The sequence below is a fragment of the Chryseobacterium sp. MEBOG07 genome, assembly GCF_021869745.1.
Taxonomy (GTDB): domain Bacteria; phylum Bacteroidota; class Bacteroidia; order Flavobacteriales; family Weeksellaceae; genus Chryseobacterium; species Chryseobacterium viscerum.
Genome location: NZ_CP084579.1, coordinates 5,104,491 through 5,124,233 on the forward strand (window position 1 = coordinate 5,104,491; position 19,743 = coordinate 5,124,233).

Consider the following 19,743-nt stretch of genomic DNA (forward strand, 5'->3'; position numbering starts at 1 on the left):
ACAATACTATTCTCAAAAATTATATAAACGTGATAAAGCTCATTTAATCATCAACGTTTTAATATTTGTTTAAAACCTTATCCTATGAAAAAAACACTACTCCTTTTCTTAATAATATTCTCACGTATTCTATATGCGCAGTCTGACTGTGCAACAGCTATGGCTGTCTGTGGTAACACAGATATTTCATACACCCCGAATGGTTACGGTGACACCCTGGAAACCATTGGTGGATGCCTTAGTAACGAAAGATACTCAGTATGGTATACTTTTACCATTGCTACAGCAGGAACGCTTACATTCGAAATTATTCCCAATGATCTGGGCAATGATTATGACTTCGCAGTATTCGGTCCTAATAAAACATGTGCCACCAGAGGTGCTCCACTCCGCGGTTCTTATGCGGTATCCCCTGGTATCACAGGACTTAACATGCCTTCTACGGACTTATGTGATTTAGTGGGTGGAGACAGATGGGCAAAATACATAGATGTATTACCCGGAGAAACCTATTATCTGATTGTAAACAACCATAGTGAATCTGCAAATGGTTTTAAAATGTCATGGGGCGGAACGGCTACACTATCTTCTCCGTTCTCTGATCCTAATATACAGCCACATCCATTTATTCCACCAGGAATACCGGCTGCAAACCCAGCAGATCCAAGAGAAGTTGTTATCTGTACAAATCCTGCTACTTTTGATTTTGCTTCATTATCAACAGGCATTCTTAATGGTAATCCTAATTTCACCGTTACTTACCACACAAGCCAGAATGATGCTTTAACGGCCAACAACCCAATCACTGGGCCTCAGACCGTAACGACTACAGGGATATATTATTACAGTATCAGCTATACTGATCCGGCGAATGCAAACAATCCGATCAATAAATGTAGACAAATGGGCACCTTTAAGTTTAAAGATGGAACCATCACAGCTGCAGATGTTACTTTAACCAGCTGTAATAATAACAATGCAGGAACTGCAATGTATGATCTTACAACAGCAAATGTTATTGCAGACCCTACAGTCACAAAAAAATATTATCATACTTTATATGATCTGAACAACTCAATCAATGAGATTACAAACATCTATCAGTTTGTTTCTGCTGAAGGTAAAATATATGTAAAAGTAACTTCTGTATTTGGATGTACTGATATTGCAGAAATTACGCTTAAGTTTTATCCTCAAATCATTGCAAAAGATGCTGAGCTAAGATCATGCTTTATAGAAACTAATCCTTCTACAGCTTTATTCAACCTTAACAGCGCAGCTGTAATTACACCACAAGCTGGTATCACGAAGAAATTCTTCCCTTCATTAACTGATGCAATAGATTCAACTAATGAGATTGTAAATGCTAATTATATTGCACCAAACGGTGTTGTATACGTAAGAGTATCTGACACCAGAGGCTGTTATGTGGTTGTAAAAATCGGTTTAACGGTAATTCCTCCTGTGACATCAAGCGTTCTGAAAGATAAGATCATCTGTATGGAAGATACTACAACTCTTGATGCAGGACCTGGGTTCAGCAGCTATGAATGGAGCACAGGAGCAACTACTCAATCTATCAAAAATGTTGGCGTAGGAACTTACTGGGTAAAATTAAAGACAGGAGAATGTATTGCTACTCAAAAGGTAACGATTTATCCTTCTGAGCAGCCAGTAGTAACAGGCATTGAGGTATCCAATACTACATTAACGATTAATGTTATAGCAGGTACACCGGATTATCAGTATTCTATGGATAAAATCATATGGCAGAACTCCAATACATTCTCTAATGTAGCAAGAGGAACTTACAAGGTATATGTAAAAGATGCTTACGACTGTGAGCCTATTGAAGTTACCGTAGTAGTTCCTAACCTTGTCAATATGATTACGCCAAACGGAGACGGTGTGAATGATGTCGTAGATTACTCTGCTATGGCAGACAAACAGAGTCTTGTATTGAGCATTTTTGACCGATACGGAACAAAAATCCACCAGGGAGATAAATCCAACGGATACAAATGGGACGGAACTATTGCAGGTAAGAAAATCCCAACGGGTACTTACTGGTATTCTGTAACATGGAATGAAAATGACAAAAAGAATACTCCTTTCAAGTTTTCAGGTTGGATTGTTGTAAAAAACAGAGAATAATACATAATATTAAAAGCCGCTTTGGCGGCTTTTTCTTTTACAAATTGTGATAAAAATTTATTGATCTTCAATTTTGTTTAACAAAAATAGTTTTAACAATGAAAAAAATACTACTTCTTTTTATTTTATTGGTAACACAAATGGCTTACTCCCAGTCGGATTGTGTCACAGCAATTCCCATCTGTGGTAACTCTGACATTTCTTATACCCCTTCAGGACCTGGAAATATTATAGAAATTCTTAACCAAAACGGAGGGTGTCTTAGTACCAATGAAAGATATACCGTTTGGTACACTTTCACGATATCTACACCAGGTACACTTGCATTTAAAATAAAACCTAACGACCAAACCGATGATTATGATTTCGCAGTCTATGGGCCAACAGCAAACGGATGTGCATCTTTACAGAACGCGGATCATGTTTTCATACAGCCAATAAGATGTAACTATAGTGGTACTGCAGGAGATACAGGTCTGGATCTTGCCCTTGCTCCACCTGCAGTATTCCCTACCAATCCTCCCGGTACTACAGCCAGTATGAACAATGGCAAATGGAGCCCTTATATGGATGTGTTAGTAGGCCAGACCTATTATTTGGTCATTGATAACTTCAGTAGATCCGTGAATGGTTTCTCTTTAGAATGGACAGGTACTGCAAGCTTAAGTTCTGCATTTAACGATCCTGTTCTTTCTCCTTACCCGTTCATCACTCCGGGAATTCCAGGAACTACTCCTACTGATCCTAGCCAGGTGATGGTTTGTGCGCTACCTACGCAGTTTGATTTTTCAACACTTACTGCATCTATCATTAATGGTAACAGCTCGAACTTTAAGGTTACTTATCATAAAACAACCAACGACGCTCTTACAGGAGAAAACCCTCTTACAATAGCAACTGTAGACGCGGTAACAACATACTATTACAGAATTGTATATAAAGATCCTGATAACCTGAACAACCCTATCAACGGATGTTTCATAACAGGGAAATTCAAGTTTGTTAATGTAGGCATTTCAGCAAATGCTGCTACTTTATACTCTTGTAATAATAACGGAGCTGGTACTGCAAAATATAATTTGACAACAGCCAATGTATTTGGAGGAACCGGAGCAACTATTAAGTATTATGCTACTGTTGCTGACATGAATGCAGGGATTAATGAAATTACTGATCCTACCAACTATATTTCTCAGGAAACAACGGTATATGCAAAAGTAGTTTCTACTTTCGGATGTATAGCAACGACTACAATCAGACTATTATTCTTCCCAGCGGTTGTATTAAAAGATGCAGTAATTGAAAACTGTTATATTGATAAAGATATTACTCGTTCAACATTTGACCTTTCTAAGGCAGATATAGGAATAGCTGTTCCTACACCTACAGGAATTATCATTAAATATTATACATCAGTAGCTGATGCTAAAACTCAAACCAACCCAATTGCTACACCATTTAATTATCTTTCAGAAAGCAAAACGGTATATACAAGAGTAGACAATGACAAACAGTGTTATTCAATTTCTAAAATAGACCTGAAAGTATTACCTCCTGTAAAATCAACTGTATTAAAAGATAAAACGATTTGTGCTGAAGGTAAAACAACTTTGGATGCAGGACCTGGATTTGTAAGCTACGAATGGAGCACTGGTGAAAAAACACAATCTATCAGCAACGTAGGAGTTGGTGTATATTGGGTAAAACTTCAGACCGGAAAATGCTTCACTCTTCAGGAAGTACGCGTGCATGCGAGTCTTCAGCCTGTGATCTCAGGAATAGAAATTACCAATAACAACATTACCGTTACCGCTACAGGGGGAGTTCCTCCTTACAAATATTCTGTGGATGGTGTAAAATGGCAGGATTCCAATATATTCACAGGACTTCCTAGAGGTGAGAATACAGTGTATGTAAAAGACTCTTACAACTGTACGCCTATCCAGGTGACTGTGACGGTTCCTAACCTTATTAATGCCATTACGCCAAATGGAGATAATGTAAACGATGTTATCGACTATTCTGCACTGGCATATAAGAAAAATCTTCTCTTCATCGTGTATGACAGATATGGAAACAAACTTCATGAAGCCAACAAAATGAAAAATTTCACATGGGACGGAACAGCCTTTGGCAAGAAAATTCCAACCGGAACTTACTGGTATTCTATCTCTTGGAATGAAAACAATAAAAACAGTACCGAAACCAAGTATTCTGGATGGGTATTGGTAAAAAATAAAGAATAAGTTGTACTACATCTTTTTTGAAAAATCACCTCAGACTGAGGTGATTTTTTTTATCAACAAGGCGAATCTCCTGTTTACAGTATTTTCCAAAAGACTGCTAACAATTTGTTGAATACTATTTTTTTATTATTTTTTAAATAAACTATCTTTGCACCATGGCGCAGAAAGAAACATTATCATCCCTTACACACGGAAACTTTGCAAAAGAATTGTCTATTGCGGATGGAAAAATGCCTCCCAATGCAGTGGAATTTGAAAGACTTGTTATCGGAACTTTTTTGATTGACAAAAAAGGTCTTGACCATTCCATTGATCTTCTTACCTCAGAAGTTTTTTACGATCCCAGACATCAGGTCATCTTTTCAGCCATCTTGAAGCTTTATGAAGGTAACCATCCGGTAGACTTAATGACCATCATTCAGGAATTAAAAAAAGGAGACAAGCTTAGCCAGGCAGGCGGTGACCATTATATCATCGATCTGACGATGGGAGTAAGCTCATCTGCCCATATTGAATATCATGTACGTGTTATTCTTGAAAAATATATTTTAAGAAGCCTTATTAATGTTTCTGCTAATGTTATTGATTCTTCATACAAAGAGTCAACCGATGTTTTTGAACTTTTAGATAAAGCTGAACAGTCTTTCTTCGAAATCACCAACGGAACGATTAAAAAAGGATTCGACACTGCCAATTCATTAGTAAAACAAGCTATTGATACGATTAAATCTTTAAAAGATAAGGAAGGACTTTCAGGGGTTCCTTCAGGATTCCGAGATGTAGATAAAGAAACCGGTGGATGGCAGAATTCTGACCTTATCATTATTGCCGCACGTCCGGCGATGGGTAAAACGGCATTCCTTCTTTCCATGGCAAGAAATATTGCAGTAGGACACAAAGTCCCTATGGCTCTGTTCTCACTCGAGATGGCATCTGTACAGCTGATTACCAGAATGATTGCTTCCGAAACAAGGATTTCTTCTGAGAAATTAAGAAAAGGAACTTTGGATGATGAAGAATGGCAGAGACTATTCTCCAATGTATCTGAATTGGAAAATGCTCCTTTATATATTGACGAAACACCTTCCCTTTCCATATTCGACTTCCGTGCAAAATGCCGAAGACTTGTAATGCAGCATGGAGTAAGAATTATCATGGTCGACTACCTTCAGCTGATGACAGCAGGAAGCAGCGGCGGAAAAGGAGTCGGAAACCGTGAACAGGAAATCTCCATGATTTCACGTTCATTAAAAGCGATTGCAAAAGAACTTAACGTTCCGGTAATTGCCCTTTCTCAGCTTTCAAGAAGTGTGGAAGCGCGTCCGGGAAAAAGACCTCAGCTTTCAGATCTAAGGGAATCCGGAGCGATCGAGCAGGATGCGGATATTGTATCTTTCATCTTCAGACCGGAATATTATAAAATTACCGTTTGGGATAATGATGATGAAGGACAGGAAACTTCTACTGAAAACCAGGCCGAGCTGATTATTGCAAAACACAGAAATGGTGCTACAGCAGATGTCAGATTATCTTTCTTAAAACATTTTGCAAAATTTGCTGATATTGAAGCAGCATTTGATGGAGGTGCAGGAGGTGGATACCCTTCCAACTTGAATGAACCGAGCGGCTTTGATAAAATCAAGACAACGATTCAGCCAGGGGCAGCATTTGACCTTCCGGACAGTTCAAAACTTTCCGGCTCCTCAATGAATGACTTTGATGATGACGATGATTTTCCATTTTAAATAAAGACTGAAGTTTAAGACAATTCAGTTCAATTTCACAACCAGCAATTCAATTAAAAAGCAGATTTGAGAATCGAAATTTATACCGACGGGGCTTGCAGCGGAAATCCGGGAAAAGGCGGATATGGAATTCTCATGCGTGTTCCGGAAAAAAATTACCAGAAAACATTTTCCAAAGGTTATCGAAAAACAACCAACAACAGAATGGAACTTCTGGCTGTCATCACCGCATTGGAAAAACTGAAATCCACAGAAAATGATATCCATGTGTATACAGACAGCAAGTACGTCTCTGATGCAATCAACCAAAACTGGATTGCCGGATGGATCAAAAGAGGCTGGAAAAATGTAAAAAATCCTGACCTCTGGAAAAAATTCGTTGAGCTATACAATAAACACACCCCTAAAATGCACTGGATAAAAGGGCATGCCGGACACTTTGAAAATGAGCTTTGCGACAAATTAGCCGTAGCTGCAGCAGCCTCTTCAGATCTCGAAATTGACGCCTATTTTGAAGGTCTTGACGCCAATTCTCTCTTTTAATTTTAATTAAAACAAATACAAAGCGACTACCCAAAATTTGCTATTTCATCAGAAGAAGCTGTGTTTATTAAAATATAATTAAAACTTTTAACAGAATTAACGTTAAATACATATTATTTGATCGGGATTTAATATCTTTACATATTAATCTAAGTCCCATCTAAATGAATAAAAATCTATTATTGTATTTATCTGTTTTTTTACTCTGTATAGCCGGGAAGTCCTTTGCACAGACTTATCAGCTTATCGGAAACCCAGTGACTACTACTGGCTGGACGATGGTTTCCCCCACGCAAGTAAACACAGACTTTATTCAGCTCACTCCGGACACCAACAACCAATCCGGTTCTATCAGGCTGAACGACCCTATTAACTTAAAGTATTGTGACAAATGGAGAGTGGAATTTGATTTCAGAATGGATTCCAATCAAACCTCCAACGGAGATGGTATCGCCTTCTGGTATCTGGCCAATCCACCTGTTGCAAGTGTATTAGGATCAGGTCTTGGAGTATCCCAGAATGCAGTTGGTCTTGTCGTAGGACTTGATACGTACAACAACACTACGACTGCTACGATGAGTAAAGTACACGTTGCTTATGGACTGGTCCAAAATACCTCTGACACCAATAACGTTGAATTCTTCAATGTTCCGGGAAGCTCATTCCATTCTCCGGATCTGAATACAACCCAACCTTTTCAGGGAACAACATTTAAGCACGTTGAAGTAACGGCACAGGTAGATCCTGCAACTCCTACCAACTGGATATTAAAAATAACAATAGACGGTAACGTAATCTGTAACCAATCTTTTGCTCCTTCCGGAACAGCGGCTGCAATGACTGTAGGATATTTCGGATTTTCGGCTTCCACAGGAGGTGCAAGATCAAGACATTCTATTAAAAACGTAAAGATTTATACTGACAAAGTTCCTATTTTGCAGAATTCAGCAACTCAGTCTTTCTGTCCAAATCCTACTACCGGATACGGATCTGTAAACCTGACTTCTTTCAATTCGCAATTCGTCAGTAATCCTTCAAATTATACATTTACTTATTATCCATTCGGAAGTTCAACACCTATTGCCACTCCTACCAATTATCAATTCAATGCGAACGCAACCGTTACCGTTGTTATTAAAGATAATGCGGGACTGCTGTGTGATAACCCCGATGGTAAAATCTTATTGGTTCTTGCTCCTTTTAAAGCGGAAGACAAAACCATTACAGTATGTAATAATAACAAGGCAGGAACTGCCGCTTTCAATCTGAATACAGCACCTGTTACAAGTGTTCCGGGAGTTACTAAAAAATATTATAAAACGTTAGCAGACCTCAATGCAGATACGAATGAAATTCAAAACCCTGACAATTACATATCTGCTCCTGGAGTTGTGTATGTAAAAGTGACAACGCCACAGGGATGTACTGGTTCAGCAAAAATCACATTGGCGTTCTATGCAGACACTCCAGTGAAAGAAGCTACGCTAAGATCATGTTTCATTGAAAACAATATTTCCAGTGCTATTTTTAATTTGACAACAGCAGATGTGACTACCTTAACTACTGGTGCTGCCAAAAAGTATTATACATCGATAGCGAATGCTCTGGACGGAACCAATGAGATCATGAATCCTCTTCAGTATTTGTCAACAAGCACTGCCGTATACGCAAAAGTGACGGATACCAACGGATGTTTCAATATTGCTAAAATCAATCTTATTGTATTGCCTCCTGTAAAATCTTCTGTGCTGAAAGATAAAATCATCTGTATCGGCGAGAAAACAGATCTGGATGCAGGTCCCGGATTCAATGGCTATGAATGGAGCACCGGAGCAACAACGTCATCCATTAAAGATGTAGGAGTAGGTACTTATTGGGTAAAACTTAAAACCGGAAACTGTATCACTACACAGATTGTTAATGTAAAAGCATCTGCCAATCCAGTGATTTCCAGTATTGATATTGATAATAATAAGATTACGGTTAATGTATCAGGAGGAACTCCTCCATACCAGTTTTCTCTGGATGGAGCGCATTGGCAGACCAGCAATATATTCACCGGGCTCGCAAGAGGAGAGGTAAGAGTGTATGTGAAAGATTTTTATAACTGCACTCCTGTTGAAGTTCAGATCACTGTACCCAATCTGATTAATGCGATCACTCCAAACGGCGATAATGTAAATGATTTCATTGACTATTCAGCACTCGCCTACAAGAAAAATCTGGTATTCATTGTTTATGACAGGTACGGAAATAAATTGTATGAGGCTGGAAAAATGAGAAACTTCACATGGGACGGAACAGCTTCCGGGAAAAAAGTTCTTACAGGGACTTACTGGTACTCTATCTCATGGAACGAAAATAATAAAGACAATACTGAAACCAAATACTCAGGCTGGGTATTGGTTAAAAACAGAGAATAAACTTTACCATCAGAAACTACCTCATTTGGGGTAGTTTCGGTATTAAAAAAGGCACTGCTCAGTCAGAGATTGACACCTTGCGTTGCCTTTTAAGGCCCTATTAAATATTAAAAAAAACAATTTTATATCTAAGAACAAATAACATCACAATCCATCCACTATGAAAAAAGATATACTCATTTTATTGCTGGCTATCTTATTATGCTTGCCGGGAAAAATACTTTCACAAACATATCAACTTACCGGAAACCCTGTAAATATAACGGGCTGGGATCTTGTCTCTGATGCTATAGTAAGCGGAGACTTTGTAAGACTTACCACCGATCAGACCAGCAGATACGGGGCCGTAAAACTATCCACTCCTATCACCCTAAGCTATTGTGATAAATGGAAAGTGGAATTTGATTTCAGAATTGACGGAAACGGAACTACACAATTTGGAAAAGGGGACGGTTTTACCTTCTGGTATCTGGCCAACCCTCCTACAGGATTCGTTTCGGGAGGAGGACTAGGTATTCCTGCCAATGCTTCCGGGCTGATGGTTGGTTTTGATATCTTCAACAATACCACCGAAGGCCAGATGAGTAAAGTTCATATTTTGTATGGCACCAATAATACAGCAGGTAACAATATCGAATACAATACTACTCCCGGAAGTACATTCCACTCTCCGGACCTTATTGCCACTCAGCCTTTTGTAGGAGATACCTACAGACATGTTGAAGTAAATGGAGAAACAGACCTTACCAACCCGACAAACTGGATCATCAAAGTAAGAATAAACGGTGTACTTATCGCAGATCAGTCTTTTGCTCCTTCAGGGGGTGCAGTAGGAATGTCACAAGGATATTTTGGCTTCTCTGCAGCAACCGGAGGTGCCAGTGCAAGACATTCTATTAAAGATGTTAAAGTATTTGTAGATAAAGTTCCTATCTTAAGCAATACACTCACTCCATTCGTGTGTACAAATCCTGCTACCGGAAACGGCACTGTAGATCTTACTTCTTATAATTCCCAATTTGTAAATAATCCAGGAAATTATATTTTCACTTATTATGTATTGGGAAGCTCTACTCCTATCGCCAATCCTACGAGTTTCCAGTATTCAGGAAATACAACGATTAAGGTGGTTGTAAAAGATCCTACTTCTACTCTTTGTGATAATGGTGACGGAGTCATTCAGCTTAATCCTACTCCATTTGCAGCAACGGATGCCAGCCTTACCGGATGTAATAATAACAATGCAGGAACAGCAACCTTTGATCTTAATACAGCCGCTGTAACAACTGTTGCCGGCGTAACCAAGGAATTCTATCCTACATTATTCGATCTTAATAATGACACCAACAAAATTACGAACCCTTCAGCTTATGCTTCTGCAGCAGCGGTAATATATGTAAAAGTAACCACTCCTCAAGGCTGTGTAAGTACAGCTAAAGTTACCCTGAACATTTACCCCGTTGTTGTTGTCAATGATGTCGAAATAAAATCATGCTTTATTGAAAGCAACCCATCTATGGCTTCTTTTAATCTTGTAGCAGCGGTAGTTTCTCAGGGCGGGCTTACAAAAGAGTATTACCCATCATTGACCGATGCTATCAGTGGAACAAACGCAATCGCTACTCCAACTGCATACATTGCCCCTAACGGAGTTGCATATATTAAAGTATTCAGCGCAAACGGATGTTATTCTATCGCTAAAGTTACATTAACTGTAATAGCTCCTGTTTACTCAAGAACCTTACTTGACAAAACTATTTGTATAGAAAATACAACCACATTAGATGCAGGAGCAGGCTTCAAAAGCTATGAATGGAGCACAGGAGCAACGACACAATCAATCAAAAATGTGGGAGTAGGCACTTACTGGGTAAAACTTAAAACAGGAGATTGTATTGCTACACAAAAAGTAACCGTATATCCTTCCGACAATCCAGTTGTTACAAGTATTGATATTTCAGGAAGCACTGTCACTGTATATGCCAATGGGGGAACTCCTCCTTACCAGTATTCTATGGATAATATCAGCTGGCAGGATTCTAATATCTTCACCAATATTGCAAGAGGAGAAGCGAAAATATATGTAAGAGACGGTTATAATTGTATTCCTGTTGAAATCAACATCACTGTACCTAATCTAATCAATGTGATCACTCCAAATGACGATGGTATGAATGATTTTGTAGATTATTCTGCTCTTGCCAATAAACAGAATCTGGAAATAGCCATCTTCGACAGATATGGTTATAAAATGTTCCAGGCTGATAAAACAAATGGCTACAAATGGGCAGGTACTACCAATGGAAGTAAAAAAGTTCCTACAGGAAATTACTGGTATTCTGTTTCATGGAATGAAAATAATAAAAACAGTACTCCGATAAAATTCTCGGGCTGGATTGTTGTAAAAAACAGAGAATAATTACACTTTCCATCACATCAAAAGAATCACTCCGCCAGTCGGGGTGATTTTTTGTATTAACAAGCGGGAGATATTTCATTTTAACGGCTCTTTATTCATATTCAATTCTTAAATTTGTCATATGAATTATTTGGAAGCTTTAAGCAGAAGATATTCTGTGAAAAAATTCAATCATCAGATTATTCCTCAGGAAACTCTTCACAACATTCTTGAGTCAGGAAAGCTGTCTGCCAGTTCGCTGGGACTTCAGCCCTATAAAATTGTCATTGTTGAGAGTGAGGAAATGAAGCAGAAATTGATTCCCGCTTTCTATAATCCATCTCAGATTTCCACCTGTTCTCATCTTGTTGTCATTATTTCAAAGAAAATCATTGAAGAGAATTATATCCGAGGCTATTTTAATCATATTTCTGAAGTAAGGGATACTCCCGTAGAAAAGCTGGATCCTTTCAGAAATAGCATTAATCAGCATATCATCCAAAAAACACAGGATGAAATTTTCAACTGGGCAGAAAAACAGTCTTATATTGTATTGGCTAATCTTATGTACGCTGCCGCTATTGAAAGTATAGACTCTTGTCCTATGGAAGGCTTCCGTCAGGATCTTATAGAAGAAATTCTGAATATTGATTCTGAAACAGAGAAAGTAACTGTTACCCTAGCTTTAGGTTACCGTTCTGAAGAAGACCACTTCCAGCACATGAAAAAAGTAAGAAAACCAAACGAAAAATTGTTTAAATTTATTTAATATTTTAAACGATTGTACCTAAAGTAAGCATATGATAAAAGCGGATGTATTAGTAATCGGTTCCGGTATTTCCGGACTTTCCTATGCCATTAAAGTTTCTGAACAGCTCCCTGATGCCAAAATCATTATTGTAACCAAATCTGACGAAGACGAAAGCAACACCAAGTATGCACAAGGTGGTCTGGCTGTTGTTACAGATTTTCAGAATGATAATTTTCAAAAACATATTGATGATACCATGCGTGCCGGTGACGGAGAAAATAAACGCGATGTTGTAGAAATGGTCGTAAGAGAAGCTCCCGCAAGGTTCAACGAAATTGTAGAATGGGGTGCTCAGTTCGATATGAAGAACGGCAAATTCGCTTTAGGAAGAGAAGGAGGCCACACTGAAAACAGAATCGTCCACCATAAAGATATTACAGGTTTTGAGATTGAAAGAGCTTTATTGGAAACAGCCAAAAGCAGCCCAAATATTGAAATCCTCGACCATCATTATGTAATTGATATCATTACACAACACCATGTTCCCGGAAAAGAACTTAATGAAGGAGACATTCACTGCTATGGTGCCTACATTCTGGATGAAAAATCCAAAACAATCAAAAAAATCACTTCTAAAATAACACTGGTTGCTACAGGAGGAGCAGGGCATGTTTATAAAAACACAACCAACCCTACCATTGCTACAGGAGACGGAATTGCTTTCGTAGCCCGTGCCAAAGGAAAGGTTTCCAATATGCAGTATTATCAGTTCCACCCAACCGCTTTATACAGCAAAATGGATGGAATGCTGTTTTTAATTTCAGAAGCAGTACGTGGAGACGGCGCCAAATTAAGAACAAAAAGAGGCGAAAAATTCATGCATAAATATGACGAGCGTGAAGAATTAGCATCCAGAGACATTGTTGCAAGAGCTATCGATGCCGAAATGAAAATTACCGGAGACGAATTTGTAGGCTTAGATTGTAAGGAAATGAATCATGAAAAATTCTTAGAACATTTCCCAAATATTTACAAGAAGTGCAGAGATGAAGGAATTGATCCGTTCACTCAATTGATTCCTGTTGTACCTGCCTGCCACTATTTAATGGGTGGTATTGAAGTAGACAGAGACGGACAGTCCTCCATCAGAAATCTTTTTGCTGTAGGAGAATGTACCAACTCAGGACTTCATGGCGCTAACAGACTTGCTTCCAACTCATTGCTTGAAGGATTGGTTTTTGGACACAATGCTGCCATGAAAACGGTAGCACTTCTGAATGAAAACAGCTTCAACTTTGATGACCTGAAAGCCGTTCCGGAATGGAATGAAGAGGGAATGAAAATCATGGATGAAATGGTCATCGTCAGCTACCTCAGAAAACAGCTTCAGGAAATGATGAGTGACCTGGTAGGTATCGTAAGAAGCAACAGACGTCTGAATATGGCTTTACAGAAACACCAGGAGATTGCAGCAGCAGTGGATGAAATCTACCACTACTCTATTCTTTCTCCACAACTTTCAGAATTAAGAAACTTAACAACCGTTGCCCATCTCATCATTAACCAGTCGATGGAAATGACCGAGAATAAGGGAGCGTTTTATAATAAAGATTTGGTTTAATTTTAATTAAACTAGTGAAAACCCTGAATTTAAATATCCTTACAACAGTCAATATTTTATTCTATTCAAGAATGATACTTTCATTGATTTGTGGTTTTGTATTATTGAATTTTTGGGTGAAAAATGGAAAAAATGATGATTTCCCAAATATAGTCATCCTTGCAGGAATACTATTTTTAGGACTGATTTTGGGATTATATGGAGTAACTTTATTAAAAAAAATTATTGTTCCCGGATCCAAATATCCTTTAGTTTTAAATCTTTTATGCAATATGAAAGGTTTAGGAAAACCAGATTATTCTGGAAGTTTAAAATTTGATTTAAATAATATAATTATAGATAATAAGCTACGCTTAACTCTTTATTATGTCAACAATCCTCAATATCCAATTTTAACATTCAATAAAGAAAAAATCATTTACTACACTCAAGAGTATGATTGGGATAATTTTAAATGGAGCTATAAATTGATACCGCAAGGACGAAAAGAAAAACAAGTATTAGAGTTTCAAGGTATTAATCAAAATAATATAAAAATAAAAGACATTATAGATTTTGAAAAAATAGATGCGAAGGAAAATGAAGTCCTTTTACTCTTCATCATTCATGATATATTGTTCGGAAAAAGATCTTCCTTTTATTACTAAAATCAAAAATATGAAAAGACCAAGCTACGTAACCGATAAAGCATTAAAGACATTCATAAAAAATGCGCTTGAAGAAGATATTCAGGATGGTGATCACTCTACGCTGTCTACCATTCCGCAGGATCTTGTACAAAGTGCAAAGCTTTTAGTAAAACAAGATTGTATTCTTGCAGGTGTTGAGCTCGCAGAAATCATTTTCAATACTTTTGATAAAAATTTAAAAGTTGAAGTTTTTATTAAAGACGGAACTCCATGTAAATTCGGAGATGTCGCACTTATTGTAACAGGAAGCGCAAGATCTATCCTTTCTACAGAGAGATTTGTTCTTAATTGCATGCAGAGAATGAGCGGTATTGCAACCCTTACCCATGACTGGGACTCAAGATTAGTAGGTACAAAAACTAAACTTTTAGATACAAGAAAAACGACGCCTAACTTCAGAATGTGTGAAAAATGGGCTGTTGCAATAGGTGGAGGAACCAATCACAGATATGGTCTTTATGACATGATCATGCTGAAAGACAACCATATTGATTACAACGGAAGCATCACCAATGCCGTGGCAATGGCAAAGGATTATGTTAAAAAGAATAAGAAAAAGCTAAAAATAGAGGTTGAGACAAGAAATCTTGAAGAAGTTCAGGAAGCTATCAAAGCAAAGGTTGACAGAATTATGCTTGATAATATGGATGTGAAAACAATGGAGCAAGCTGTAAAAATGATCAACGGTTCATGTGAGTCTGAAGCTTCAGGTGGAATTACCCGTGATATGCTTAAAGAAATTGCATCCACTGGTGTAACATTTATCTCTGTAGGAGCCCTTACACACTCAGCTGAGAATATAGATTTGAGTCTCAAAGCAGTGAAATAGCGTTGAATTTTTAACAAAAACACACGCACTTTATTAAAAATACAATAACATGACTTTTTTCATATTAAAATTCGATTTTTACCCAAAACACTGAATGTCAATAAATTAACATTATTAAGACTGAGTAAAAATTAACATTGAGTTAATAATAGTTAAATTTAATTTTGCGAATTTTGCAGAAAATTAAATCTAACTATTACTAACGATTATGAAATTAATCAACAAATCAATGCTATCTGCGGTTATTACTTTATCTACAGCTAGTGTTTATTATGCTCAACAAGTTCAGGATACTGTAAAAACAAAATCCAATGATATTGAACAAGTTGTATTAACTGGTGTTGCTGATATCGCTAAAGATAGAAAAACTCCAGTAGCAGTTTCAACAATTAAGGAAGCTCAAATTGTTGAAAGATTAGGAAATCAGGAATTCCCTGAAATCCTGAATACAACACCGTCTGTATACGCAACTAAAGGTGGTGGTGGATTTGGAGACTCTAAATTAAACATTAGAGGATTCAGTCAAAACAACATTGCTGTAATGGTAAATGGTATGCCAGTTAACGACATGGAAAACGGTTCTGTTTATTGGTCTAACTGGGCTGGGTTATCTGATGTAACTTCAGCAATGCAGGTTCAAAGAGGTCTTGGTTCATCCAAATTAGCAATTGCTTCTATTGGAGGTACCGTAAACATCTTGACAAGAGCTTCTGATAAAAAACAGGGAGGGATTGTTTCTTTAGGAATAGGTAATAATGACTATGTGAAATCTTTATTTGCTTATAACACTGGTAAATCTGCAAAAGGATGGTCTTCTTCATTCTTAATGAGTAGAACAGCTGGTTCTATGTATGCAGATGGAACTAAATTCGAAGGGTATAACTATTATTTTGCATTAGGGTATCAGAAACCTGGAGGTAACCATGATTTCCAATTCACAATCACTGGAGCTCCACAATGGCACAACCAAAGATCTTATGCATCAACAATTGACAACTATATTCTTTACAACCAGGATCACGATGGGACACCAGATAGAAAATATAACTCTGACTGGGGATATTTAAACGGTAGAGAATACTCTGCAAGAGTAAATTATTATCACAAGCCGGTAATGTCTTTAAACTGGGATTGGAATATAAGTGAAAAATCAAAACTTAATACAGTTGTTTATGCTTCTTTTGGTAGAGGTGGTGGTACCAATACAACAGGTACAGCAAATGGTAAAGCTCTAAGTACTTTCAGAGATCCTAATACTGGACTTTATAACTTTGATGCAATTTATGCAGCAAACCAAGCTTCAAACCCTACAAAAGGGATATTAATTAGAAACTCTTCTATTAATTCTCACAACTGGTTTGGATTGATCTCTTCTTTCAATCACCGTTTCAATGAAAATTTCAAAATCAGTGCTGGTGTTGACGCTAGATACTACCAAGGATACCACTATCAGGTAGTTAGCGATCTATTAGGAGGATCTGGTTATCTTGATAAAAACAATAAAAACGTTGGTAACAATACTGTAACTGCCACTGAAAGTACAGATCCAAAATGGAATCCTTTTGGAGGTAAGCTAATGGATATCAATAACAGAATCGGTTATAGCAATGATTCTAATGTACTTTGGTATGGAGCATTTGGACAATTGGAGTATACAAAGAATGATTTCTCTGCATTTGTACAGGGATCAGTTTCTAACCAAGGATTCCAGAGAATAGATAACTTTATCATTGATAATGTTACTAAATCTAAGAATGGTACCATCATGCCTACAACAACTGATTACAAAAACCTAACTGGTTACAACATCAAAGGGGGATTAAACTATAACATCAACGAACACCATAATGTATTTGGTAACGTAGGATATTATGAAAAACAACCTTTCTTTAACTCTATTTATAGAAGTAATGAAAATGTGGTTTCTCCAGATGCAACCAATGAAAAAATCTTTGGAGCCGAACTTGGATATGGATTTAGATCTTCTAAATTCAATGCTAATGTAAACATCTACAGAACTACTTGGGATGACAGATATCAAAGAAAGACAGGATTATCTTATACAGATCCAGCAACCAAGGTAAGAACAACTTATTATGCTGAAATCAATGGCCTAAGTGAAATTCACCAAGGTATTGAATTTGATGCTAATCTAGTTATTAACAAATTCTTATCTGCTTACGGTATGTTCTCAATAGGAGACTGGCGTTATAAAGGAACTGCAAATGCTACCACTTTCAACGATACGGATAATTCACCATATATTATTCCAGGAAATACTTCTAATGAACTAACACTTAATTTAGATAAAGTAAAAGTAGGAGAATCTGCTCAGATGACTGCAGCTCTAGGTATTACAGTTACTCCTGTTAAAGATTTAAAAGTAGATATGAACTGGAGATATGCTAACAAGCTATATTCTTCACTAGATGTATACTCTTACAGCAGCTCATCTGCTAAAGGAGCTCTTCAGCTTCCTGATTATCATTTGTTTGATCTAGGGATTTCTTATAAAATTAAATTAAAAAACCCTTCACAGTTCTTTACAATTAGAGGAAATGTATACAATGTGTTTGATACAACTTACATCGCGGAATCTCTAACAGCTATTCATGCTGATGATAAAGCAACAGGTGCTACACAAACATACGAACAAGCAGGTAATTTATATAAAGGTGTTGCAACAGCGAATCAGGTGTATTTCGGATTCGGAAGAACTTGGGCAGCAACCTTATCATTCAACTTCTAATAATATCATAATATTAGATTTTATAAATATCAATCCCGGCTTCGAGCCGGGATTTTTGTTATCTTTGTGTACAAAAAAATAGGATTATGGATTTTTACAAGATTTTTCTTAGTGCACACAAAGGATTTGGATATTTAGAACTTCTTTTGGTTGCATTATTTATCATTGCACTTTTAGCTACTATGTTTGGCTTCAGTGGAAAAGTGAACAAATTTCTAAAGAAGACAACGCTCTTCACGATGATTTTCTTCCACGTTCAGTTTTTATTAGGAATATGCTTGTTATTCATATTTTCTCCAGGTTTCAAAGCTGCTTTAGATGCAGGAACATTAATGAAAGACCCTTACAGCAGACAAACATTTGTTGAGCACCCTTTCTCTATGTTAATCGCAGCAGTGTTGATGACCATTATTAACAAAAAAGTAAAATCCAACGACACGATCTCTCTGGGAATCGTTATTATGGGATTGATCGCAGCAGGTTTATTTGCATTTGCGTTCCCTTGGGTAAGAGTCTTTGGAGCTTAAAATAGATAAAGAAATTATATGTGTTATAATTTATAAATAGTTTAATCTTAAATTTTTAATTAAATCAATGAAAGTAGCTGTAGTAGGTTCAACAGGAATGGTTGGACAAGTTATGCTTAAAGTTTTGGAGGAGAGAAACTTCCCTGTAACAGAATTAATCCCGGTAGCATCCGAAAGATCTGTAGGCAAGAAGGTGAAGTATAAACAGAAGGAATTTACTATTGTAAGCATGAAGGACGCTATAGCTGCCAAACCGGATATTGCAATCTTCTCTGCAGGTGGTTCTACTTCTCTTGAATTCGCTCCGTTATTTGCAGAAGCAGGAACAACAGTAATTGATAATTCTTCTGCATGGAGAATGGATCCTGATAAAAAATTAGTCGTTCCTGAGATCAATGCTGATGTTTTGACTAAAGAAGATAAAATCATTGCAAATCCGAATTGTTCTACCATTCAGTTGGTAATGGTTCTTGGACCTTTGAACAAGAAATATGATTTAAAGAGAGTGGTTGTTTCTACTTACCAGTCTGTAACAGGAACAGGTAAAGCTGCTGTAGACCAGTTAAATGGTGAGATCAGCGGAAATGACTCTATCGAAAAAGTATATCCTTATCAGATCTTCAAAAATGCATTGCCACACTGTGATGTATTTTCTGATGATGATTACACAAAAGAAGAGATCAAACTGATGAAGGAACCTAAGAAAATTTTAGGAGACGATACCTTTAACTTAACAGCAACTGCTGTAAGAGTTCCGGTACAGGGAGGACATTCTGAAAGTGTGAATATTGAATTCGAAAATGAATTCGAACTGGATGAAGTAAGAAAAATCTTAGCTGAAACCCCTGGTGTAATTGTAATGGACGATGTGAAAAACAACCATTACCCGATGCCGCTGTACTCAGAAGGGAAAGATGAAGTTTTCGTAGGAAGAATAAGAAGGGACCTGTCACAGCCCAAAACGCTCAACCTCTGGATCGTAGCAGACAATCTGAGGAAAGGAGCAGCAACAAACGCTGTACAAATCGCAGAATACCTTGTAGCAAACAACTTAGTATAAACTAACAA

General features: G+C 37.2%; 13 protein-coding genes. All 13 read left to right on the top strand.

The genetic code is table 11. From position 1 onward, the window contains the following. Positions 1-84 precede the first annotated feature (84 nt). On the top strand, positions 85-2,154 hold the full coding sequence (locus LF886_RS23535; RefSeq protein ID WP_236852047.1) for a T9SS type B sorting domain-containing protein: 2,070 nt from the start codon (positions 85-87) through the stop codon (positions 2,152-2,154). Between the two features lie 98 nt (positions 2,155-2,252). Further along, positions 2,253-4,400: a T9SS type B sorting domain-containing protein gene (locus tag LF886_RS23540; RefSeq protein ID WP_236852048.1), complete on the top strand. Its 2,148-nt coding sequence runs from the start codon at positions 2,253-2,255 to the stop codon at positions 4,398-4,400. A gap of 155 nt (positions 4,401-4,555) precedes the next feature. Then, positions 4,556-6,145: a replicative DNA helicase gene (gene dnaB / locus LF886_RS23545; RefSeq protein WP_236852049.1), complete on the top strand. Its 1,590-nt coding sequence runs from the start codon at positions 4,556-4,558 to the stop codon at positions 6,143-6,145. 66 nt (positions 6,146-6,211) lie between these two features. Continuing rightward, the gene (gene rnhA, locus LF886_RS23550; RefSeq protein WP_236852050.1) at positions 6,212-6,688 is read left to right on the top strand and encodes a ribonuclease HI; all 477 of its coding nucleotides are present in this window, start codon (positions 6,212-6,214) and stop codon (positions 6,686-6,688) included. Between the two features lie 164 nt (positions 6,689-6,852). Next, positions 6,853-9,111: a lectin-like domain-containing protein gene (locus LF886_RS23555; protein WP_236852051.1), complete on the top strand. Its 2,259-nt coding sequence runs from the start codon at positions 6,853-6,855 to the stop codon at positions 9,109-9,111. A gap of 160 nt (positions 9,112-9,271) precedes the next feature. Then, positions 9,272-11,530, top strand: a complete 2,259-nt coding sequence (locus LF886_RS23560) for a gliding motility-associated C-terminal domain-containing protein (RefSeq protein WP_236852052.1) — start codon at positions 9,272-9,274, stop codon at positions 11,528-11,530. 121 nt (positions 11,531-11,651) lie between these two features. After that, positions 11,652-12,278 (top strand): NAD(P)H-dependent oxidoreductase, encoded by a 627-nt coding sequence (locus LF886_RS23565; protein WP_236852053.1) that lies wholly within the window; start codon positions 11,652-11,654, stop codon positions 12,276-12,278. A 31-nt stretch (positions 12,279-12,309) separates the two neighbouring features. Next, a complete protein-coding gene (nadB, locus tag LF886_RS23570; protein WP_103232002.1) occupies positions 12,310-13,881 on the top strand; it encodes an L-aspartate oxidase in 1,572 nt (523 codons plus the stop codon). A 14-nt stretch (positions 13,882-13,895) separates the two neighbouring features. After that, on the top strand, positions 13,896-14,528 hold the full coding sequence (locus tag LF886_RS23575; RefSeq protein WP_236852054.1) for a hypothetical protein: 633 nt from the start codon (positions 13,896-13,898) through the stop codon (positions 14,526-14,528). 10 nt (positions 14,529-14,538) lie between these two features. Next, complete coding sequence (nadC, locus tag LF886_RS23580; RefSeq protein WP_236852055.1) at positions 14,539-15,399, top strand: carboxylating nicotinate-nucleotide diphosphorylase; 861 nt, start codon at positions 14,539-14,541, stop codon at positions 15,397-15,399. 208 nt (positions 15,400-15,607) lie between these two features. After that, the gene (locus LF886_RS23585; RefSeq protein WP_236852056.1) at positions 15,608-18,148 is read left to right on the top strand and encodes a TonB-dependent receptor; all 2,541 of its coding nucleotides are present in this window, start codon (positions 15,608-15,610) and stop codon (positions 18,146-18,148) included. 86 nt (positions 18,149-18,234) lie between these two features. Continuing rightward, the gene (locus LF886_RS23590) at positions 18,235-18,675 is read left to right on the top strand and encodes a hypothetical protein (RefSeq protein ID WP_109737796.1); all 441 of its coding nucleotides are present in this window, start codon (positions 18,235-18,237) and stop codon (positions 18,673-18,675) included. 67 nt (positions 18,676-18,742) lie between these two features. Continuing rightward, a complete protein-coding gene (locus LF886_RS23595; protein ID WP_103231998.1) occupies positions 18,743-19,735 on the top strand; it encodes an aspartate-semialdehyde dehydrogenase in 993 nt (330 codons plus the stop codon). The last annotated feature ends 8 nt before the right edge of the window (positions 19,736-19,743 follow it).